The sequence below is a fragment of the Rhizobium oryzicola genome (assembly GCF_030504645.1).
Lineage (GTDB): Bacteria > Pseudomonadota > Alphaproteobacteria > Rhizobiales > Rhizobiaceae > Neorhizobium > Neorhizobium oryzicola.
On the sequence record NZ_JAUKWQ010000002.1, the window covers coordinates 48,260 to 67,503 of the forward strand.

Genomic DNA, 19,244 nt, shown 5'->3' on the forward strand with positions numbered 1-19,244 from the left:
GTTCAAAGGTCGAGCTTGTCAATCATCTGCTGTGTAATAAGGCAAATTCCGTTTTCGGTACGGCGGAAGCGCTTGCCATCCAGTTCCGGATCTTCGCCCACCACCAGTCCTTCCGGAATGGTTACACCGGCATCGATGACGACATTGCGAAGCTGGGCGCGACGGCCGACCCGCACATTCGGCAAAATGACCGCTCCCTCAAGACGAGAATAGGAGTTGGCGCGAACACCGGTGAAAAGAAGACTGTTATAGAGCGACGAGCCGGAAATGATGCAATCGCCCGATACGACGGAGGAGACGGCGGAGCCGCGGCGATCCTCATCGTCATGCACGAACTTGGCCGGCGGCGTGATCTCCGCATAGGTCCAGATCGGCCAGGACTTGTCGTAGATATCGAGTTCCGGCACCACGGCCGTCAGGTCGATATTCGCCTGCCAATACGCGTCGATCGTTCCCACGTCGCGCCAATAGGACTTCTTCTCGAAGTCGGAGCGTACGCAGGAATTGGCAAACCGATGTGCCACCGCTTTGCCGTTGGCGACGATCCACGGAATGATGTCCTTGCCGAAGTCGCGGCTGGAATTGGGGTCTGCCGCATCGCGCCGCAGGCATTCCATCAGGAATTTGGTGTGGAAGACATAAATACCCATCGAGGCCAGCGCAAAATTCGGATTGCCCGGAATGCCTGGCGGATCGGCTGGCTTTTCAACGAAAGCGCTGATCTCGTCCTTCTCGTTGACATGCATGACGCCGAAGCCGGTCGCTTCCATGCGCGGCACTTCCAGACAGCCGATCGTGACATCGGCGCCGGAGTCGACGTGCTGCTGCAGCATCTGCTCGTAGTCCATCTTGTAGATGTGGTCGCCGGCCAGGATGACCATGTATTCCGGGTTATAGGCCTCGATGATGTCGATGTTCTGGTAGACCGCGTCCGCCGTGCCTTCATACCACTGGGTTTCGGAAACGCGCTGCGAGGCCGGCAGGATGTCGAAGCTTTCGTTACGTTCCGGACGGAAGAAGTTCCAGCCGCGCTGCAGATGGCGGATGAGGGAGTGTGCCTTGTACTGGGTTGCCACGCCAAAACGGCGAATACCGGAGTTCAGGGCATTGGAGAGTGCGAAATCGATGATGCGGGCCTTGCCGCCGAAATAGACCGCAGGCTTGGCGCGACGGTCCGTCAGTTCCTTCAGGCGGCTGCCTCTTCCGCCCGCCAATACGTAGGCCATCGCATCACGCGCGAGTGGCTGAACACGCTTTGTTGTCATCAATCTTCCTCCCTTACGCAATCAGTATTAGTTTTCCGGCTCAAGCATGATCGTGGCAAGAGGCGGAAGCGTTACGTCAGCATAAATCGTGCCACCGGCATCAACTGCCTGAACACGTCCCCCATTGCCCTTGCCGCTACCGCCATAAATTTCCGCATCCGTATTCAGCACTTCGCGCCAGCGACCGGCACTTGGCAATGGAATGCGATAGTTTTCCCGATAGACGGGTGTGAAATTGGAGATCACCACCACCGGCTTTTCGCCCGGCGCCTTGCGCAGCCAGGCATAGACCGAGTTTTCCGCGTCATCCGCCAGGATCCATTCAAAGCCTTCCGGCTCGCAATCGCGGGCATGTAGCGCAGGCTTAGAGCGATAGGTGAAGTTCAGATCGCGCACGAGACGGCGCATGCCTTCATGCGGATGGTAATGCAGGAGGTTCCAGTCGAGCGAGCGCTCCTCGCTCCATTCGCTCCACTGGGCAAATTCCTGACCCATGAACAGCAGCTTCTTGCCGGGATAGCCCCACATGAAGCCGTAATAGGCGCGCAGGTTCGCAAACTTCTGCCAGTCATCCCCGGCCATCTTGGCAATCAACGAGCCCTTGCCATGCACCACTTCATCATGGCTGAGCGGCAGGATGAAGTTTTCTGAGAAGGCATAGAGCAGGCCGAAAGTCAGTTCATTGTGGTGGAACTTGCGATACACCGGCTCCCGCTTCAGGTAGCTCAGCGTATCGTGCATGAAGCCCATATTCCACTTGAAGCCGAAACCGAGGCCCCCTTCATGCACAGGGTGCGAGACCTTGGGCCAGGATGTCGATTCCTCGGCAATCGTCATCACACCAGGATGGGCGGAGTAGCTCAGTGTGTTCAGCTTCTGCAGGAAACGAACCGCCTCCAGGTTTTCGCGCCCGCCATATTCGTTGGGGATCCACTCGCCTTCCTTGCGGGAATAATCGAGGTAGAGCATTGAGGCGACTGCATCGACGCGAAGGCCATCGAGATGGAATTTCTCGGCCCAGTAAAGAGCGTTGTTGATCAGGTAGGACAGCACCTCGATCCGGCCGAAATTGTAGATCGCCGTGTTCCAATCCGGGTGATAGCCCTGGCGTGGATCGGCATGTTCATAGAGCGCGGTGCCATCGAATTCGCGAAGGCCATGGGCATCGGTCGGAAAATGCGCGGGCACCCAGTCAAGGATGACGCCGATACCGACCTTGTGACAGCCATTGACGAAGCGGGCAAAGCCCTCGGGTTCGCCGAAGCGGGCCGTCGGTGCGTAAAGCCCCGTCGTCTGGTATCCCCAGGACGGGTCATATGGATGTTCGGTAATGGGCAGGAACTCGATATGGGTAAAGCCCATATCGACAACGTAAGGGATCAGCTCTGCCGCCAACTCATCCCAGCTCATGAAGGTGCCATCTGCCCGGCGGCGCCAGGAGCCGGCATGGACTTCATAGATGGAAATCGCTTGGCGACGGTGATCTGCCTTTTCCCAGAAGTCGCGATGGGCCTTGTCGTCCCACTTCTGCTCCAGTTCGGGAGCCGCGACGGAAGCCGTCTGTGGGCGAAGCTCCGCGCGGCGGGCATAGGGATCCGCTTTCAGTGGCAAAGGTTCGCCCGTTTTGCCAATGATCTCGAACTTGTAGGTCGCACCGGGGCGTACATCGGGCGCGAAGATTTCCCAGATGCCTGTATCGACGCGCAGGCGCATGACGTGCCTGCGTCCGTCCCAGTTATTGAAATCGCCAACCACGGAAACGCGTGCCGCATTGGGTGCCCAGACGGCGAAGTGGAAGCCTTCAACGCCCTCATGCTTGATAGGGTGTGCGCCCATCTTGTCGAACAGGCGCAGGTGCGAACCTTCACGGACGAAGTAATCGTCCATGGGGCCGAGGATGGGGCCGAAGCTGTAGGGATCGGTAATTGCCCATTCCACATCGCCGCGATAGGCGCGATAGCGTACGGGTTTTGGGCTTGGCAGCGCAACCGTGCCCTCAAAATATCCGGCTTCGTGGGCAAGCGATAATTCGCCAATTTCGCTCCCGTCGAGCGACAGAACCGTGACCGCTTCCGCACCGGGAATGAAACAGCGGGCGACGACGAAGTCGCCCGCTTTATGGGTGCCGAGGACTGCGAAGGGATTGCCGTGGGAACCGCGGATGATCGCCTCGATCTCGGTAGGAGCAATTGTGCCGGGTCGTCCGTCCTTACCGAGCTGCTTAGGCGTATCGATCATCAGGCTCTCCAGATCTCCGTCGCATACTGGCGAATGGTTCGGTCCGAAGAGAACCAGCCCATGCGCGCGGTGTTGCGGATCGTCTTGGCATACCAGCTGGTCTGGTCGTTCCAGATCTGGTCGACTTCACGCTGCGCTTTCGCATAGGCGTCGAAATCACCAGCGACCATGAACCAGTCGTGATTGTAGATGCCGTCCATCAGGCTGGTGAAGCGGGAACGGTCATCCGGTGAGAAGACACCAGACGCGATGGCCGCCAGCGCCTGTGCCAGTTCGCGCGAGCTTTCGATAATGGCGCGCGGATTGTGACCATCGGCGCGGGTGCGTGCGACTTCCTCGGCGGTCATGCCGAAGATCACGATGTTTTCCGGGCCCACATGGTCACGCATTTCCACATTGGCACCATCCAACGTGCCGATAGTCAAGGCACCATTCAATGCAAATTTCATATTGCCTGTGCCGGAGGCTTCCATGCCGGCGGTCGAAATCTGCTCCGACAGGTCGGCCGCAGGCACCATGACTTCCGCCAGCGATACATTGTAGTTCGGCACGAAGACGACCTTCAACAGACCACGTACCGCCGGATCGTTGTTGATGACGCGGGCAACATCATTGGCCAGTTTGATGATCAGCTTGGCATTGTGATAGCTCGGCGCCGCCTTGCCGGCGAAGAACTTGACGCGCGGCACCCAGTCCAGCTCCGGATGGGAACGGATCTGGTCATAGAGCGCCACCGCCTCAATGATGTTGAGAAGCTGACGCTTGTATTCGTGGATGCGCTTGATCTGGATGTCGAACATGGCCGACGGATCGAGCCTGATGCCCATGCGGCTGCCGATCAGATTGGCGAGCTGAACCTTGTTGGCCCGCTTGATGGCGGCGAACTTCTCCTGGAAGCTCTTGTCGTCGGCAAAGGCGTCCAGCGCCTTAAGCTGCTCGGTGTCGTCCTCGAACGCATCGCCGATCGCATCGCGGATCAGGTTGGTGAGGCCCGGATTGCATTGCATCAGCCAGCGACGCGGCGTGATGCCGTTCGTCTTGTTGTTGATCCGCTCCGGATAGAGGGAGTGCAGGTCGGCAAACACGGTTTCCTTCATCAGGTCCGTGTGAAGGGCAGATACGCCATTGATCGAATGGGAGCCGACAAAGGCGAGGTTGCCCATGCGCACGCGACGGTCGCCGTTCTCATCGATCAGCGAGATCGCGCGGATCTGCGTGTCGCCAAACTTCTTTTCCTTGCGCGCATCGAGCAGGATCTTGGTGTTGATCGTGTAGACGATCTGCATGTGGCGCGGCAGCATGCGCTCGAACAGCGGCACGGGCCAGCTCTCCAATGCTTCCGGCAGCAGCGTGTGGTTGGTGTAGGAGAAGGTCTGTCGGGTGATATCCCAAGCTTCATCGAAATCCATGCCGTGGACATCGCACAGCAGGCGCATCATTTCGGCAATCGAGACGGCAGGGTGGGTATCGTTCAGCTGGATCGAAACCTTCTCGTGAAGGTTTGTAAAATCCGGATACTGCTGCAGATGGCGGCGCAGGATGTCCTGCAGCGATGCGGAGGAGAAGAAGTACTCCTGGCGCAGACGAAGTTCCTGACCGGCTGGGTTTGCATCCGCCGGATATAGAACGCGCGTCAGCGTTTCGGCTTTTGTGCTTTCGCGCAGTGCGCCGATATGATCGCCGGCGTTGAAGGCGTCGAGCAGGATTGGGTCGATCGGTTGGGCCGACCAGAGACGCAGCGTGTTGACGCGCTTGCCGCGCCAGCCGACGATCGGCGTATCATAGGCCATCGCAATCACGCGCTCGGCGGGCTTCCACACGTAGCGCGGCGGTTCGTCATAGCCGCCGACCGTTTCGACGGAGCCGCCAAAACCGATTTCATAGGAGCTTTCGCGGCGCTCAAATTCCCAAGGGTTGCCGTGGGCCAGCCAGCTTTCCGGCAGCTCCACTTGCCAACCATCGGCCATCTGTTGACGGAAAAGGCCATGCACGTAGCGAATACCATAGCCATAGGCCGGGATATCGACGGTGGCCATGCTTTCCATGAAGCAGGCTGCCAGGCGGCCAAGGCCACCATTGCCCAAGGCGGCATCCGGCTCCAGGCCGGCAATGACATCAATGTCTACGCCCAGCGACGTCAGCGCATCGCGGATTTCGTTCAGAAGGCCCATGTTGCTGACAGCGTCGCGCATCAGCCGGCCGATCAGAAACTCCAGCGATAGGTAGTAAACGCGCTTGTCACCAGTACGATAGACCTTGCGGGTGGATTCCATCCACTTGTCGATGACTCGGTCTCGCACGACAAGGATTGTTGCCGTCAGCCAATCATGCGGCTTGGCCACCTTGGCATCCTTGCCGATACGGTAGGTCAACCGTTCGATGATCTCCTCGGCCATGATTTCGGGGCGGGAGCTGCGGGGAGCCGGCTGAGGGATGTCGACTGGGGAGAGATTGTTGCTCATGTGGTAGCCAACTTTGCTGGTGGAACGTGGGAGGGGGCGTTCAAATCAGTCCATCTGGCATGATCTTGGGCAACAGTTTATGCACCGTTATGATGCAGATGCAATGCCTTCTTCACGAGGGTGCGAAAGACTTGGCGAGCAGCACAAGCTATTCCACTTGCTCCGGAAAATGAAAACGCCCGCCAAAAGGCGGGCGACGAATTGCAGATGTTGATCTGTTTCAATTTGTCAATCGGGTAGCAGATTTTGCAGCCTTGTTGGCGATGTCGCCGAAGGCCTGGACAAGTTCAGCCATGTCGTCTGGCTCGTAGTAATAATCGCTGGAGCTTGCGCAGTAGCTTAGCAGCGATTTGCCACGAGTCGGTGCCATGAAGGCGACCGTGAAAATCTTGATACCATCGTTCTTTGCTGCTGCACAGGATGTGCGCACTTGCTGGTCCAGCGAGGAGTCCCAGTAGGAACTGTTGCCGGTCATTTCGCCGTCAGTCATCAGCACGATGAAGCGGTTGAAACTGTCATTGCCTTTGGCTTTCTGGGCGCTCGCTTCCGTTGAGTTGGAGCTTTTGAGTGCATCATAGGCAATCTTCATTGCTCCCGTTGCGTCGGTGCCTCCGGTGGGCCTATTAGGCAGTGCGCTGACATAGCTTGATGCTGCGGCGGTCCCCCAGCTTATGGGAGTGGGTTGCTGCGTTTGGTCCGTATAAGAAACTGCTCCTACCCGCACCAGTGTACCGGCTGGATCCGACTTGTTCAGAGAGTTGAACAACACATTTGCCGCTGTCTTCAGCGCTTCCACTTTGCGGATGTAGCACGGGTAGTAGAACGCTGCATTTGGCCAGGAGTCTTCGGTGTAATTACTGCAAGAGTTGACCGAAGGGTTTTTCTGATCGGTAATGAAAGACATCGAGCCGGAGCGGTCGAGTGCCAGGTACATGGAGATGCCGTTCTGTGTGTCCATGTTACTCGATGCGGTCGATATAACGCGGATCGTCACTGTCTTTCCGGCAATCAGGCTGGTAATCGGGTTCAGTTGGAGATTGTAAGCGGTTTCCAGTTTCAGTTGGAAGCCTTTGCTGGAGCCGGTATTGACCGTCTGGGATGAGCTTACGACCGTGGCTTTTTTGATTTCGTCCTTCAGGGCTGCGCGGTCTGCATCCGACATGCCGCTATCTGCGCTGTGATCAAGAAGTTGGCTCGCCAAAATGTCCCGGGCAAGCGTTTGTGCATCCGGCAGGGGCATGCCCTTTTGGGCCATAGCGGATGCGGCAGCCAGTGCTGCGGCATCGGCCGTTGCCTGAATGTCGTTCTTCTTCTGCATGGCGTTGTTCACGTCCAATGCAATACCGGCAACGCCGATCGTAATCGGAAAAAGCAAGGCACTCATCATGGCGAAATTACCGCCGCGGTCCTTGAGAAGCCTTGTTATGGAAAATGCATTCATTTGCGCCATCCGGTTCACATCATTGAACAGGACTACGGATACATATGAGCTGTATCTGAAGAACTAACCCGATTGATCGGAATTTAATGAATCGCCCGAAATCGGAGCGAATTAGGCTTTAAGCGGGATGACGTCGACGGATTGAATGGTCTGATGCTGGCCATAACTTTTCAGCACACCGATGACGGGTGCGACATCCGAATAGTCGCGACCATAGCCGACCACGATATGATCGGAGGTTGCGGGGATGTTGTTGGTTGGATCGAGTTCGATATAGCCCGTGCTCTTGCCGCACCAGATGCGCACCCAGGCATGCATGGCATCCGCGCCTTCCAGACGCTCCTTGCCCGGCGGCGGAATCGTGCGCAGGAAGCCGCTGACATAGCCTGCGGGAATGCCGAGGCTGCGCAACGCCACGATCATGATGTGGCTGAAATCCTGACACACTCCGCGCTTCAACCGAAAGGCTTCCTTCGGCGTCGTATCGACGGTGGTGGCTTTCGAATCGTAGGTGAAGTCCTTGTGGATGCGCGCACAGATCGCCATCGCGATCTCGCGGACCGTTTGTCCCGGCGTGATGAGCTTGCGAGCGTATTCGGCAATCTGCGCGTCTTCAGGCAGCCGCGGACTGGGCGAGATCAGATGATGCGGGGAATCGGCTGCCACTGACCGCAAGGCCAGTAGTTCCTCGCGCAGCTTCGGCAGTTCCGGTGATAGATCGGCCATCAGCGCCGGTGTCTCGACCTGCACGCGGGCCTGCATGCGAATATCGAGCCGCTCATGCGGGGAGCGAAACAGGATAGAGGTTGCCTGCTGACCAAAGAAGTCGATGAAGCTTGCGCGTTCGTCGGCATGGGGTGATACGGTCAGGGAGCCTGCGATCAGCCGCTGACGGTCCGGAATGGAGATGGGCATGACCCGCAGAAGGTGCCGTGCACCGGAGGGCGGTGCTTCATAGAGATAGCCCATGTGCAGGTGAAGATCATAAAGCATGGGTCTATCCGAAGTAGGTCTGACCAAGCAGGTCGGAAAGCTTTTCCATTTCCGATTCCAGCTTCTGGTAAACCTCGTTGGTCATGGCTTCCGGCGTCATGACGGCAAGGCCCGAATGCAGGCGCATCGCCTCGCGGTCGAGCGGCGACATTTGCCCGCTGCCGAACGGATGCGGCAACTGTTCCACCTCGGTACGGATTTCGTTCAACTGGAACAGGATCGAGCGCGGGTTCAGCGGATCGAGCGCCAGAAGGTCCGTCACCGTCAGGCGGGCGGTGTTCACATTATAACGGCGCCGATGGGTCATGACGCTGTCGCCGATTTCGAGCAGCATGTCGAGCGAGCCATCGGGCGCATCGGGGCCGGACATATGGCCCAGCATGCGCGTCATATGCAGGCCGCGTTCCAGATAACGGCCGATGGAGAGAAAGCGCCAGCCTGTGAAACGGTACATGTTTTCATGCACGAGACCTGCAAAGCCAGCAAGCTTGCGCAGGAGAACGGTCATCGCGTGGGCTGCGTCGTCTCCCGGCTGCACCGCTTCATGGAAGCGCTTGGCGGTCTTGGCGAGATCGTTCAGCGCCAGCCAGCCATCCGGCGAGAAGCGGTCGCGAATATTGCTTGCAGAATAGATGGCGCTGTCGATGTTGCGGATCAAAGGCTCCGGCACGGCTTTCGCCATGTCGATGTCGATACCCTTCATGTAGCGGGTCACGTCTGCCAGCAGCGGCTGGCTCGGATCGGCCGATTCTGCAAAACGCATATGCCACGCACGCAGGATGCGAAGTGCACCTTCCGCCCGCTCGATATAGCGACCCAGCCAGAAGAGGTTATCGGCGGCCCGGCTCGGCAGGCTGCCCGGCATGTTGCGCGAGAAGGTTTCTTCCGGGGGCAGCAGCGTCTGCCGCTCCACCGGCTTGTCGGACACGATCCACACATCCGCGGCCGTGCCGCCCGCTTGCATGGCAATCGCGGCCACATCATCGCCGGAACCGATCCGGGCAAAACCGCCCGGCATGATCTGCCAGCCCTTTTCCGTCCGCGCTGCAAAGACACGCAGCGACATGGGCCGAGGGATAAGCTTGCCGTTGACGTAAGCCGGGGTGGTGGAGAGCGTTACCAGTTCCTGACCGACAAGCTGGTTGCCTTCCGCGGCCAGCCATTTTTCTATCTCGGCCTTCGTGCCGCCGCGCTTTGCGCCGAGCACAGACTGGCCGTTGTCATCAAAGAAGGGCGCGCGCGAATAGGCGGGTCCGATCACCATCTTCCCGATGTTTTCGGCCACATGCTCCCGCTCCGTCTTCTGGCCGCACCACCAGGTGGCGATGGATGGCAGCAGCAGATCCTCATCCAGCAGATGGCGGGAGATGCGCGGCGTGAATGCCAACAGAGCGCGCGTCTCCAGAATGCCGGAGCCCAGAGCATTGACGATTGTGACGGACCCGGCCCGCAGGGCCTGCACCATGCCGGGCGTGCCGATATGCGAATACTGGTTGAGTTCGAGCGGATCGGCATAGGACGCATCGAGACGCCGCCAGAGTACGCCGACCGGCTTCAATCCGGCAACGGTGCGCACCATCACCCGGTCGTTGACGACGGCCAGATCTTCGCCTTCCAGCAGCATGAAGCCGAGATAGCGGGCGATATAGGCATGCTCGAAATAGGTTTCGTTGGCTGGGCCTGGGGTTAGAACGGCGATGCGGTCATCCGGATATTGCTTGTGGGCCTGCAGCGCGTTGCGGAAGGCGCCGAAGAAAGAGGCGAGCCGATGCACATGCGTTTCGCCATAGATATCCGAAAAGGCGCGGGTGGTCGCCACGCGGTTTTCCAGCGCAAAACCTGCGCCTGATGGCGCCTGTGTGCGGTCGGCCAGAACCCACCAATTGCCATCGGGACCGCGACCGATTTCGAAGGAACAGAAATGCAGGTAGTGGCCGTGTGCGGGTTTCACACCCACCAGCGGCCGCAGGAATTCCGGATTGGAGGCGACGAGTGCCGGCGGCAGGATACCTTCTTCCACCAGCCGGTTGTCGCTGTAGATATCCGCGACGGTCCTTTCCAGGAGTTCGGCCCGCTGAACCAAGCCGCGCTCGACCTTCTCCCATTCCTTTGCATCGATCAGGACAGGCACATGCGAAATCGGCCAGCTGCGCTCGCCGCTGCCCTTGGCGCCATAGGCCCTGTAGAACACGCCGGCATCGCGCAGGTAACGATCCGCACGCGCGAAGCGCTCATGCAATTCGCTTTCCGACATGCAGCTCAACGAATCGATCAGGTTTTGCCAGACCGGGCGGATCTGCCCGCTCCGGTCCAGCATCTCGTCCGGCACACCCGGCAGCGCGCGATAGCCAAGGATCGGATCGGTGCCGATCGCTTCGCTCAGTTTCACCGCTTCGCTTGCCGGGGTCACTGCCAATTCACACTCCTATCGGCCGGCGCAGGTCGAGCGTCAGAGGAAACTCTGGCGAAACCAGTTCCGGCATCAATGCATATCGGCCCGCCGTATGCCCCCATGGTTCGAAACGTGCAAGCCTGCGCGCTTCGGCCTCATTGCCATTGACCGGGAATGTCTCGTAATTACGACCCCCGGGATGCGCGACATGATAGACGCAACCGCCGACCGACCGGTTTGACCAGCTATCGTAGATGTCGAACGTCAATGGAGAGTTGACGGGAAGGACCGGATGCAGACCTGACGCAGGCTGCCAGGCCTTGAAACGAACGCCTGCGACCGAAACGCCCGATATGCCTGTGGGCTTGAGCGGGACGGCGCGACCATTGCAGGCCACCTTGTAGCGTTCCGGATTGCTCGTTTCCAGCCTGACCTGCAGGCGCTCGACGGAGGAATCGACATAGCGCACGGTGCCACCGATGGCGCCCTGTTCGCCCATGACATGCCAGGGTTCCAGCGCCTGGCGCAGTTCGAGTTTGGCACCCTCGTATTCCACCTCGCCGAAGAAGGGGAAGCGGAATTCGAGCTGAGCCTCGAACCATTCTGGCCGGAAATCGAAACCGTTCTGGCGCAGGTCCGACAACACATCCATGAAATCGGCCCAGATGTAGTGGGGCAGCATGAAGCGATCGGCAAGCGCCGTGCCCCAGCGCACAAAGGAGCCCTGCACGGGATTGCGCCAGAAGCGGGCAATCAGCGCACGCACCAGCAATTGCTGCGCCAGCGACATGCGGGCGTTCGGCGGCATTTCGAAGCCGCGGAACTCGATCAGCCCCAGGCGACCCGTTGGTCCATCGGGTGAGAAGAGCTTGTCGATGCAGATTTCGGAGCGATGCGTGTTGCCGGTGACGTCCGTCAGCAGGTTGCGGAACAGGCGATCCACCAGCCAGGGCAGGGGAGGAAGCCCTTGTCCCGGTGCTGGCACCTGCGCCAGCGCTATCTCCAGCTCGTAAAGGCCATCATGCCGCGCCTCGTCGATACGGGGCGCCTGGCTGGTCGGGCCGATGAACAGGCCGGAGAACAGGTAGGAGAGCGATGGGTGGCGCTGCCAGTGCAGCACGACGCTCTTCAACAGGTCCGGCCGGCGCAGGAACGGGCTGTCATTCGGATTTGCGCCGCCAACCACAACATGGTTTCCGCCGCCGGTGCCGGTGTGGCGACCGTCGATCATGAATTTGTCGGCACCGAGCCGGCTCTGGCGTGCTTCTTCATAGATGGCGGTGGTGATCTCCACACAGTCCTTCCAGTTGGAAGCCGGGTGGATGTTGACTTCGATGACGCCGGGATCGGGGGCGACGCGGATGACATTCAGCCGCTCGTCATGCGGTGGGGTGTAGCCCTCGATATGGACAGGCAGGCCAAGCGCCTTGGCCGCCCGCTCCGCCGAAGCGATGAGATCAAGATATTCTTCCAGGGCAGCGGTTGGCGGCATGAAGACGCAGAGGCGTCCGTCGCGCACTTCCACCGAAATCGCGGTGCGCACGCGCCCCCCGATTTCCTCATAGGACTGGCCAAGCTGGGTCTGCTGGGCGATGTCGGGCCTCAGCGAATGCTCCGGCATGACGCGACCCTTTTCGGTCGAGAAATCCGGCAGCGGTGGCCGCTCGATCGTGGGATCGACGGGGTTGATATAAGGATACCAGGAGGGCGCGATATAGGGCAGGGAGTTCAGCGGCAGGCGGAAGCCGACGGGGCTGTCGCCGGGGATAAGATAGAGCCGCCCACGCCGGGTGCGCCACTTCTCGCTGACCCAGGTGCGCCCCGAGGCGCGGCTCTGCCAAGCCTGAACCGGCAGCACGTAGCCTGCGGGCGTCGTCAAGCCTTGTGAGAACACCTTGGCAATGCGATTGCGCTCTTCCGGGTCCTTCAGCTTGGAATTGGCTGGATCGACGTTTTCGGGAAGGCTGGCTTCCTTGATGATCCACTCGGCCGGGTCTTCATAGGCGGGTGTCACGTTTTCGGTGGAGAGGTCCAGCTCCAAAGCAATCGCCTGCAACAGACGCGCCGCATCCTCATGGGTCACCTTGTGATCGCGATTTTCGACGGCAATCAGATCCGGGTCGCTCCAGATCGGCAGGCCGTCCTTGCGCCAATAGAGCGAGAAGGTCCAGCGCGGCAGGCTCTCGCCCGGATACCACTTGCCCTGGCCGTAATGCAGGAAGCCACCGGGCGCGAAACGCTCGCGCAGTTTGCGAATCAGAACATCGGCGCGGTCGCGCTTGGTAGGGCCGACGGCCGCCGTGTTCCATTCGTCGGACTGGAAGTCGTCGATGGAGACGAAGGTCGGTTCGCCACCCATGGTGAGGCGCACGTCCTGCGCCTGCAGAACCGCGTCCACCTTTTCGCCGAGCGCGTTGAGGGCATCCCAGCTTTCGTCGGAGAAGGGCTTGGTGATGCGCGGATGTTCGGAAACCCGCGCCACCTTCATGTCGAAGTCGAAGCTGGTTTCGGCCTCGCCGAAGTAACCGCCGGAAATGGGTGCTGCGTTCTTGTAGTGAGGCGTTGCCGCTAATGGGATATGGCTTTCCCCGGTCAGCAGGCCTGAGGTGGGGTCGAGACCCACCCAGCCGGCGCCCGGCAGGTAGACTTCCGCCCAGGCGTGCAGGTCCGTAAAATCGTATTCCGTGCCGGAGGGGCCGTCGAGTGCCTTCAGGTCCGGCGTCAGCTGGATCAGATAGCCGGACACGAAGCGCGCCGCAAAACCCAGATGCCTGAGGATCTGGACAAAAAGCCAGCTCGTATCGCGGCATGAGCCTTTCGCACGCTCGAAGGTTTCCTCCGGCGTCTGGACGCCCGGCTCCATGCGTACGATATAGCCGATCTCGCGCTGCAGACGGGCGTTGAGAGCGACCACCATGTCGACGGTCGGCTGTTCCGAGCGGTCGAGCGTGTCCAGAAACGCCTGCAGAAGCGGACCCGCAGGTTCAGGCGTGCGGTAGATGGAGAGATCCTCCACCAGGTTTTCCGGGTAGTCGAAAGGCCATTTGGTTGCTTCTTCTTCCACGAAGAAGTCGAAGGGATTGTAGACCGTCATGTCCGCGATCAGATCCACTTCTATCTTCAACTCGGTCACCGGATCCGGGAAGACATAGCGGGCCAGATAATTGCCGTAGGGGTCCTGCTGCAGATTGACGAAATGGTTGGCAGGAGAAACCTTCAGGGAGTGGCTGAGTACCCGTGTCCTGGAATGCGCTGCCGGCTTCAGTCGAATGATCTGGGGACCGAGCCGGACGGGTCTGTCATATTTATAATGGGTGAGATGATAAATACTGGCCTTGATCGACATGGGGCTCCTTGTCGGCTCCTGGGCGGCAAGCCGAGGCGAATGAAGAGCCCGAGTTTGTTCAAAGGCAAGGCATAAAGCAAGGTGTCTTTAAGATTTCCTTGCCGAGAAACAAGGTGATTTCAAGCATTTAGAGATAGCGGAAATACCGCAACTAGATCAAATTTTCGGCGCGTCGCATATTTTCTTGGCAGGCCATTGTATGAGCTGCCTCAAATGCGGGCTGCAATAGCGCTCTGAACGGGCTTCCGGTCAGGTTCGCCAAAAATTGCGCCGAATGCCATGTCCACAGGCATGGGCATATTCATCACCGATGTCGAAGTCTAAAAACTAGGCAAAAGCCTAGTTGTTGGGCTTTTGAGCCTAATTTCTGTGCGCCGCCGTATTAGTGGCTATTGGGCTTGTCCTGTTCGGTCAATGCAGCCTCGTGATACCAGCTGCCGCCAAACGCGAGATCCGAGCAGGCGGTCGATGCGGCCGGCTGGATTGCCTTGTTCTTCTCCTGTGCCCAGCGCACATTGCTGCGGCCACCAAAGGGGAAAGGGATGATCTCTGCGGTAGGTCTTTGAATTTCAGTCATTTTCTTCAACCTTGCTATCGATCCGCCTGCTTTGAATGCACAATAAATAATCATGATGCATTCTTTTGCGTCGATTTTGTTGTCTTCTATTTGTGCATTATGGCCATTTTTTATTCAAAAATCAAGATGCCGACGGAGAGATGCTTTCCGAACTGGCCCATGGCCACCTGCTCAACCCGCTAGGGGAGGTGCAGTTCCTTATGGCCGCAAAAACTACGGATTAGCCCCGGAAATGCAGGGGGGCATCACGGTCTCGTGTAAGGCTTTGGCGGAGGAAGCTCTCAACTGGCACGCAATATGCATTTCCTCTTGCAGTCCCGGAGGCGACCTTCATGAGGAAGCGGCGCGAGCCTGGATCTGCAAAAACCTCGCAGCATAGAAACGAGAGATGACTATGACGAAATACAAGCTCGAATATATTTGGCTCGACGGTTACAAGCCGGTGCCGAATCTTCGTGGTAAGACCCAGATCAAGGAATTCGATGCGTTCCCGACGCTGGAGCAGCTGCCGCTCTGGGGCTTCGACGGTTCCTCCACGATGCAGGCCGAGGGTCATAGCTCCGACTGCGTTCTGAAGCCGGTCGCAATCTATCCCGATCCGGCTCGCACCAACGGTGCGCTGGTCATGTGCGAAGTCATGATGCCGGATGGCGTAACCCCGCATCCCTCCAACAGCCGCGCAACCATCCTGGACGACGAAGGCGCCTGGTTCGGCTTCGAACAGGAATACTTCTTCTACGAAAACGGCCGCCCACTCGGCTTCCCGGAACAGGGCTATCCGGCTCCGCAGGGTCCTTACTACACGGGCGTCGGCTACAAGAACGTCGGTTCTGTTGCTCGCGAAATCGTTGAAGAGCACCTCGACCTCTGCCTCGCTGCCGGCATCAACCACGAAGGCATCAATGCCGAAGTGGCCAAGGGCCAGTGGGAATTCCAGGTATTCGGCAAGGGCTCCAAGCGCGCTGCCGACCAGATCTGGATGGCACGCTACCTGCTTCTCCGTCTGTGCGAAAAGTACGGCATCGACGTTGAGTTCCACTGCAAGCCGCTCGGCGACACCGACTGGAACGGCTCGGGCATGCACTGCAACTTCTCCACGACCTACATGCGCGAAGTTGGGGGCAAGGAATATTTCGAAGCCCTCATGGCTGCCTTCGCAAAGAACTGGAAGGAGCACATCGACGTTTACGGTCCGGACAACCACCTGCGTCTGACCGGCAAGCACGAAACCGCTCCGTGGAACAAGTTCTCCTACGGCGTTGCTGATCGTGGCGCTTCCATCCGCGTTCCGCACTCCTTCGTGAACAACGGCTACAAGGGTTACCTGGAAGATCGTCGTCCGAACTCCCAAGGCGACCCCTACGCGATCGCTTCGCGCGTTCTCGCAACGATCGCAGAAGTTCCGACGGCTGCTTCGGCTGCTGCCTGATCGATTTGATCCACCGCGCATAACAAACGGCACCGGAGCGATCCGGTGCCGTTTTGCTTTAGGGAATTCATGACGCGGCTTGCGTTACACCTCGCCGACGGCTTCCCGCCGGCGACGGTCAAGCTCCTCGCTGTAACGACGTAGCGTATGGGCTTCGCTCAGCTGGCCGATCACACGGCGCTCGATCATGTCGTTGACGACGGCGAGCGCTTCGCTCTTCGTCTTGTCGAAGATGGCAGTGGCCTGCTTGGCATTCATCTGCGGCTGCAGGAAATCATTGCGAAACTGGGCAAAATCGATCAGCTGGCTGCGCGGCTCGGTCTGGTCCACTTCGTCGGCATAGATCTCCGGCACGAGGACGATGCCGACATAGCGCTCGCTTTCATCAACCAGGATCACGCGCTGGGCCGAGCCCAATGGAAAAGCTTCGCGGAAATCCTTGAGCGCCATGTCGGCGCGCGCCTTCTTCACGTCCGCACGCATCAGTTTGTCCACTGTCAGGTTCCGGATCCAGCCGACATCATGGGCACTGCGAATACTTTCGCCTCTGAGATGGAAGCGCCAGGTGGCGAATGAATAGCCAAACGTGTTGCGCACCACGAGAGACGAGGTGATGACGGCGGCCAGCACCAGGGCGGTGATGGGAAAGTCGCCGGTAATCTCCAGCGCCAGGAACGTCATGGTCAAGGGACCGCCGATGACGGCGACCGCCAGAGCGCTCATGCCGACCACTGCCAGCACCGTTGGGGTCAGCGTGCCGGTCGTCAGCATGTCGGCGGGTATTGCGAAGATCTTGCCGACCAGCGAGCCCATGAAGAGCGAGGCGAAGAACAGGCCGCCTCTGAAGCCGGATCCAATCGAAATGGCCGAGGCGAAGGATTTCAGAAGGAAGATCCCGATCAGGATCTGTACCGGTGCCTCTCGGTCCAGGTTGATATGCAGGGCTCCGTGTCCGGCCGACAGGACCTGCGGCGTGACAAGGCCCAGCAACCCGACAATTATGCCACCAAGCGCGGGACGCACATAGGGCGGTATCGAGCTTTTGCGGGCAAGCTCCTCCACCCAGGCGACGCCCTGCATGATGAGGATACCGACGGCGGCGCAGGTGGCGCCGAGCAAGATCGCGGGCACATAGTCGGCCGGTGTGATCAGGCCGATTTCGCCCACCTCAATGATGAAGCTGTTTCCGGAAAAGGCGCGCGCGGCGAAGGTAGCGATGATGGCGGCGCCCACGACGGGTGCCAACGCCACCATGCTATAGGTGCCTATGATCAGCTCGAAGGCATAAAATGCGCCCGTCAGAGGGGCGTTAAAGGCGGCCGCAATCGCACCCGCCGCGCCGCAGCCCACCAGAACGCGCATGTCCTCGCGGCGGAGCTTCAGCTTGTTGCCAAGCTTGGAGGCGAGCCCTGCGGAGAGCTGCGTATAGCCGGCCTCAAGCCCCACAGATGCGCCAAAGCCGTTCGAGATCAAATTCTGCACGGCGACGATAACGCTGTCCGTCAGCGAGATGCGTCCGCCATACAACGCGTTTGCCTCAATGGGGTCAACGATCTGGCGCTTCCGCCGCCTCGCCAGAATGAACAGAGTTATGCCGAGCAGTATGCCGCCACAGATAGGGGCGAGAAGCACGATGAGCTGGTTTTCGATTTCCGAGGCGCTGAGCCAGTCATTGTGCCCAATGCCGAAGATCAGGCTGTGCAGGCTGCGCGAGATCCAGCTCATCAGGCTGACAGCACCGCCTGCGGCAAGCCCAATGACCGCCGCGGAAAGGATGAGCCCGAACTCGCTGCCACGAGCGAATGTTCGCGCCTTCACCAGGGCGGCGGTTGATCGAAACACCTGTGTGATTGCGTCGATTGAAAGCGTAGCCATGACTGTTCTTACTCTGTGCCTGCGGCAGCGCTCTGCTTCAGAGGTACCTGCCACTTTGCGCGGTAAAGACATGAGGCTTGCGTTGATTTCAAGGCTCGTATCCTCGGCGGTGTTTCTTGTTAGCAGGATCATTTAGGGCGGTAGATGACGAAGCTACCCCTCAATTTTTCCTGAACGGGCAATTCAGCCGTCATTCAGTCTGCCGGGCCTAACGTCCACCTCAGACATCCACTCGTGAGGTTCTGAAATGAAGGCTCTTCTTATTGCTGCTGGAATCGTTCTGGCCGGAGCGTCTGCAAGTCTCGCACAACCTATCCCCGCGGATCCGCTGCCGCATGAGGGGCTGGTGCAGAAGATCGATTGGGAATGCGGCCGTGGCTGGCGCTTGAACCGCTGGGGTGATTGCGTGCCGATCCGCCGGTACGAGCCGCCACCGCGTTACTGGCACCGCCCGCCGCCTCCACCGCCGCCGGGCTGGGGCCCGCCGCGTGGTGTCTGGGGCCACCCACCACCGCCCCCGCGTGATTGGGGACCGCCGCCGCGCTGGTACTGAGCGACATAAGGGAGCAGATCGAAAGGTCTGCTCCCTTTCCAATGATGAAGCAGCCTTCTGATAAGGTTTCTCTGTAGATCTATTCTTGTTGACGTACGGACATTCAAGTTAACTGCAAAGTAAAAGTGTCGCTCACTCAACTCGCTTAATCGTTGTGTGTTCTAAAGATATTCGATACGCGATATTCAGCAAACGATGTCGAAGGGTTTAAAGTGCGGCATTCAATTTATATTGCGATGCGACGTCTCAAGGCGCTGCATTACGATGAAAAGCTCGCAGTGTTGTCTCTTCATTATCGCAGCGGCCGGATCCGGCAGCTGAAAGATGTGACGCCGGTCATGGCCATGCGGCTGATGGCTTTCCTGCGCCGCATTCATTCCGGTTATCTTGCGCTGATTTGCTCGCTCATCTGAAAGAAAAGAGCCAAACTTTGTTAGCCTGCAACACGTGAGCTGATAACGCTGCGCGCGGCGCCGGGCCCAGAAATGGAAAAATCCGCCGAAGCGGATTTCTCAACATTTTCAATTGGAATGGTGGGCGTGACAGGGATTGAACCTGTGACCCCTACGATGTCAACGTAGTGCTCTCCCGCTGAGCTACACGCCCTTCCGTGGCGGCGGATAGACCATAAAAGCGGTCGCGCCGTCAACCCGTTTTTTTCCGCTTGTGACTG

Annotated in this window: 12 protein-coding genes and 1 tRNA gene; 3 read left to right on the forward strand and 10 right to left on the reverse strand. The window is 59.0% G+C overall.

Going from position 1 to position 19,244, the window contains the following annotated elements; translation table 11 throughout:
• Positions 1-2: 2 nt before the first annotated feature.
• The 8 genes from glgC to Q2T52_RS07595 all read right to left on the reverse strand — a co-directional run bounded on the left by glgC (position 3) and on the right by Q2T52_RS07595 (position 14,714).
• Positions 3-1,265, reverse strand: a complete 1,263-nt coding sequence (gene glgC, locus Q2T52_RS07560; protein WP_302076108.1) for a glucose-1-phosphate adenylyltransferase — start codon at positions 1,263-1,265, stop codon at positions 3-5.
• Positions 1,266-1,292: 27 nt separating this feature from the next.
• Complete coding sequence (glgB, locus tag Q2T52_RS07565; protein WP_302076109.1) at positions 1,293-3,503, reverse strand: 1,4-alpha-glucan branching protein GlgB; 2,211 nt, start codon at positions 3,501-3,503, stop codon at positions 1,293-1,295.
• The gene (locus Q2T52_RS07570; protein WP_302076110.1) at positions 3,503-5,965 is read right to left on the reverse strand and encodes a glycogen/starch/alpha-glucan phosphorylase; all 2,463 of its coding nucleotides are present in this window, start codon (positions 5,963-5,965) and stop codon (positions 3,503-3,505) included. Before Q2T52_RS07570 ends, glgB begins: the two co-directional genes overlap by 1 nt.
• Before the next feature lie 220 nt (positions 5,966-6,185).
• Positions 6,186-7,406, reverse strand: a complete 1,221-nt coding sequence (locus tag Q2T52_RS07575) for a vWA domain-containing protein (protein ID WP_302076111.1) — start codon at positions 7,404-7,406, stop codon at positions 6,186-6,188.
• A 111-nt stretch (positions 7,407-7,517) separates the two neighbouring features.
• On the reverse strand, positions 7,518-8,399 hold the full coding sequence (locus Q2T52_RS07580) for a transglutaminase family protein (RefSeq protein WP_302076112.1): 882 nt from the start codon (positions 8,397-8,399) through the stop codon (positions 7,518-7,520).
• Positions 8,400-8,403: 4 nt separating this feature from the next.
• Positions 8,404-10,788 (reverse strand): circularly permuted type 2 ATP-grasp protein, encoded by a 2,385-nt coding sequence (locus Q2T52_RS07585; RefSeq protein ID WP_302076703.1) that lies wholly within the window; start codon positions 10,786-10,788, stop codon positions 8,404-8,406.
• Positions 10,789-10,816: 28 nt separating this feature from the next.
• Positions 10,817-14,137, reverse strand: coding sequence for a transglutaminase family protein (locus tag Q2T52_RS07590; RefSeq protein ID WP_302076113.1), 3,321 nt, complete (start codon positions 14,135-14,137; stop codon positions 10,817-10,819).
• A gap of 382 nt (positions 14,138-14,519) precedes the next feature.
• Positions 14,520-14,714: a DUF2735 domain-containing protein gene (locus tag Q2T52_RS07595; protein ID WP_302076114.1), complete on the reverse strand. Its 195-nt coding sequence runs from the start codon at positions 14,712-14,714 to the stop codon at positions 14,520-14,522.
• Positions 14,715-15,108: 394 nt separating this feature from the next.
• Between Q2T52_RS07595 and Q2T52_RS07600 the strand changes: the two genes are divergently transcribed.
• Positions 15,109-16,143, forward strand: a complete 1,035-nt coding sequence (locus Q2T52_RS07600; protein WP_302076704.1) for a glutamine synthetase beta-grasp domain-containing protein — start codon at positions 15,109-15,111, stop codon at positions 16,141-16,143.
• An 84-nt stretch (positions 16,144-16,227) separates the two neighbouring features.
• Here the strand turns inward: Q2T52_RS07600 and Q2T52_RS07605 are convergent, their stop codons facing one another.
• A complete protein-coding gene (locus tag Q2T52_RS07605; RefSeq protein ID WP_302076115.1) occupies positions 16,228-18,018 on the reverse strand; it encodes a chloride channel protein in 1,791 nt (596 codons plus the stop codon).
• A gap of 247 nt (positions 18,019-18,265) precedes the next feature.
• Here Q2T52_RS07605 and Q2T52_RS07610 point away from each other — a divergent pair, with 247 nt between their 5' ends.
• Positions 18,266-18,571, forward strand: a complete 306-nt coding sequence (locus Q2T52_RS07610) for a hypothetical protein (protein WP_302076116.1) — start codon at positions 18,266-18,268, stop codon at positions 18,569-18,571.
• Positions 18,572-18,783: 212 nt separating this feature from the next.
• Positions 18,784-18,984: a hypothetical protein gene (locus Q2T52_RS07615; RefSeq protein WP_302076117.1), complete on the forward strand. Its 201-nt coding sequence runs from the start codon at positions 18,784-18,786 to the stop codon at positions 18,982-18,984.
• Positions 18,985-19,102: 118 nt separating this feature from the next.
• Here Q2T52_RS07615 and Q2T52_RS07620 read toward each other — a convergent pair.
• Positions 19,103-19,177: transfer RNA gene (locus Q2T52_RS07620), tRNA-Val, on the reverse strand.
• Positions 19,178-19,244 lie beyond the last annotated feature (67 nt).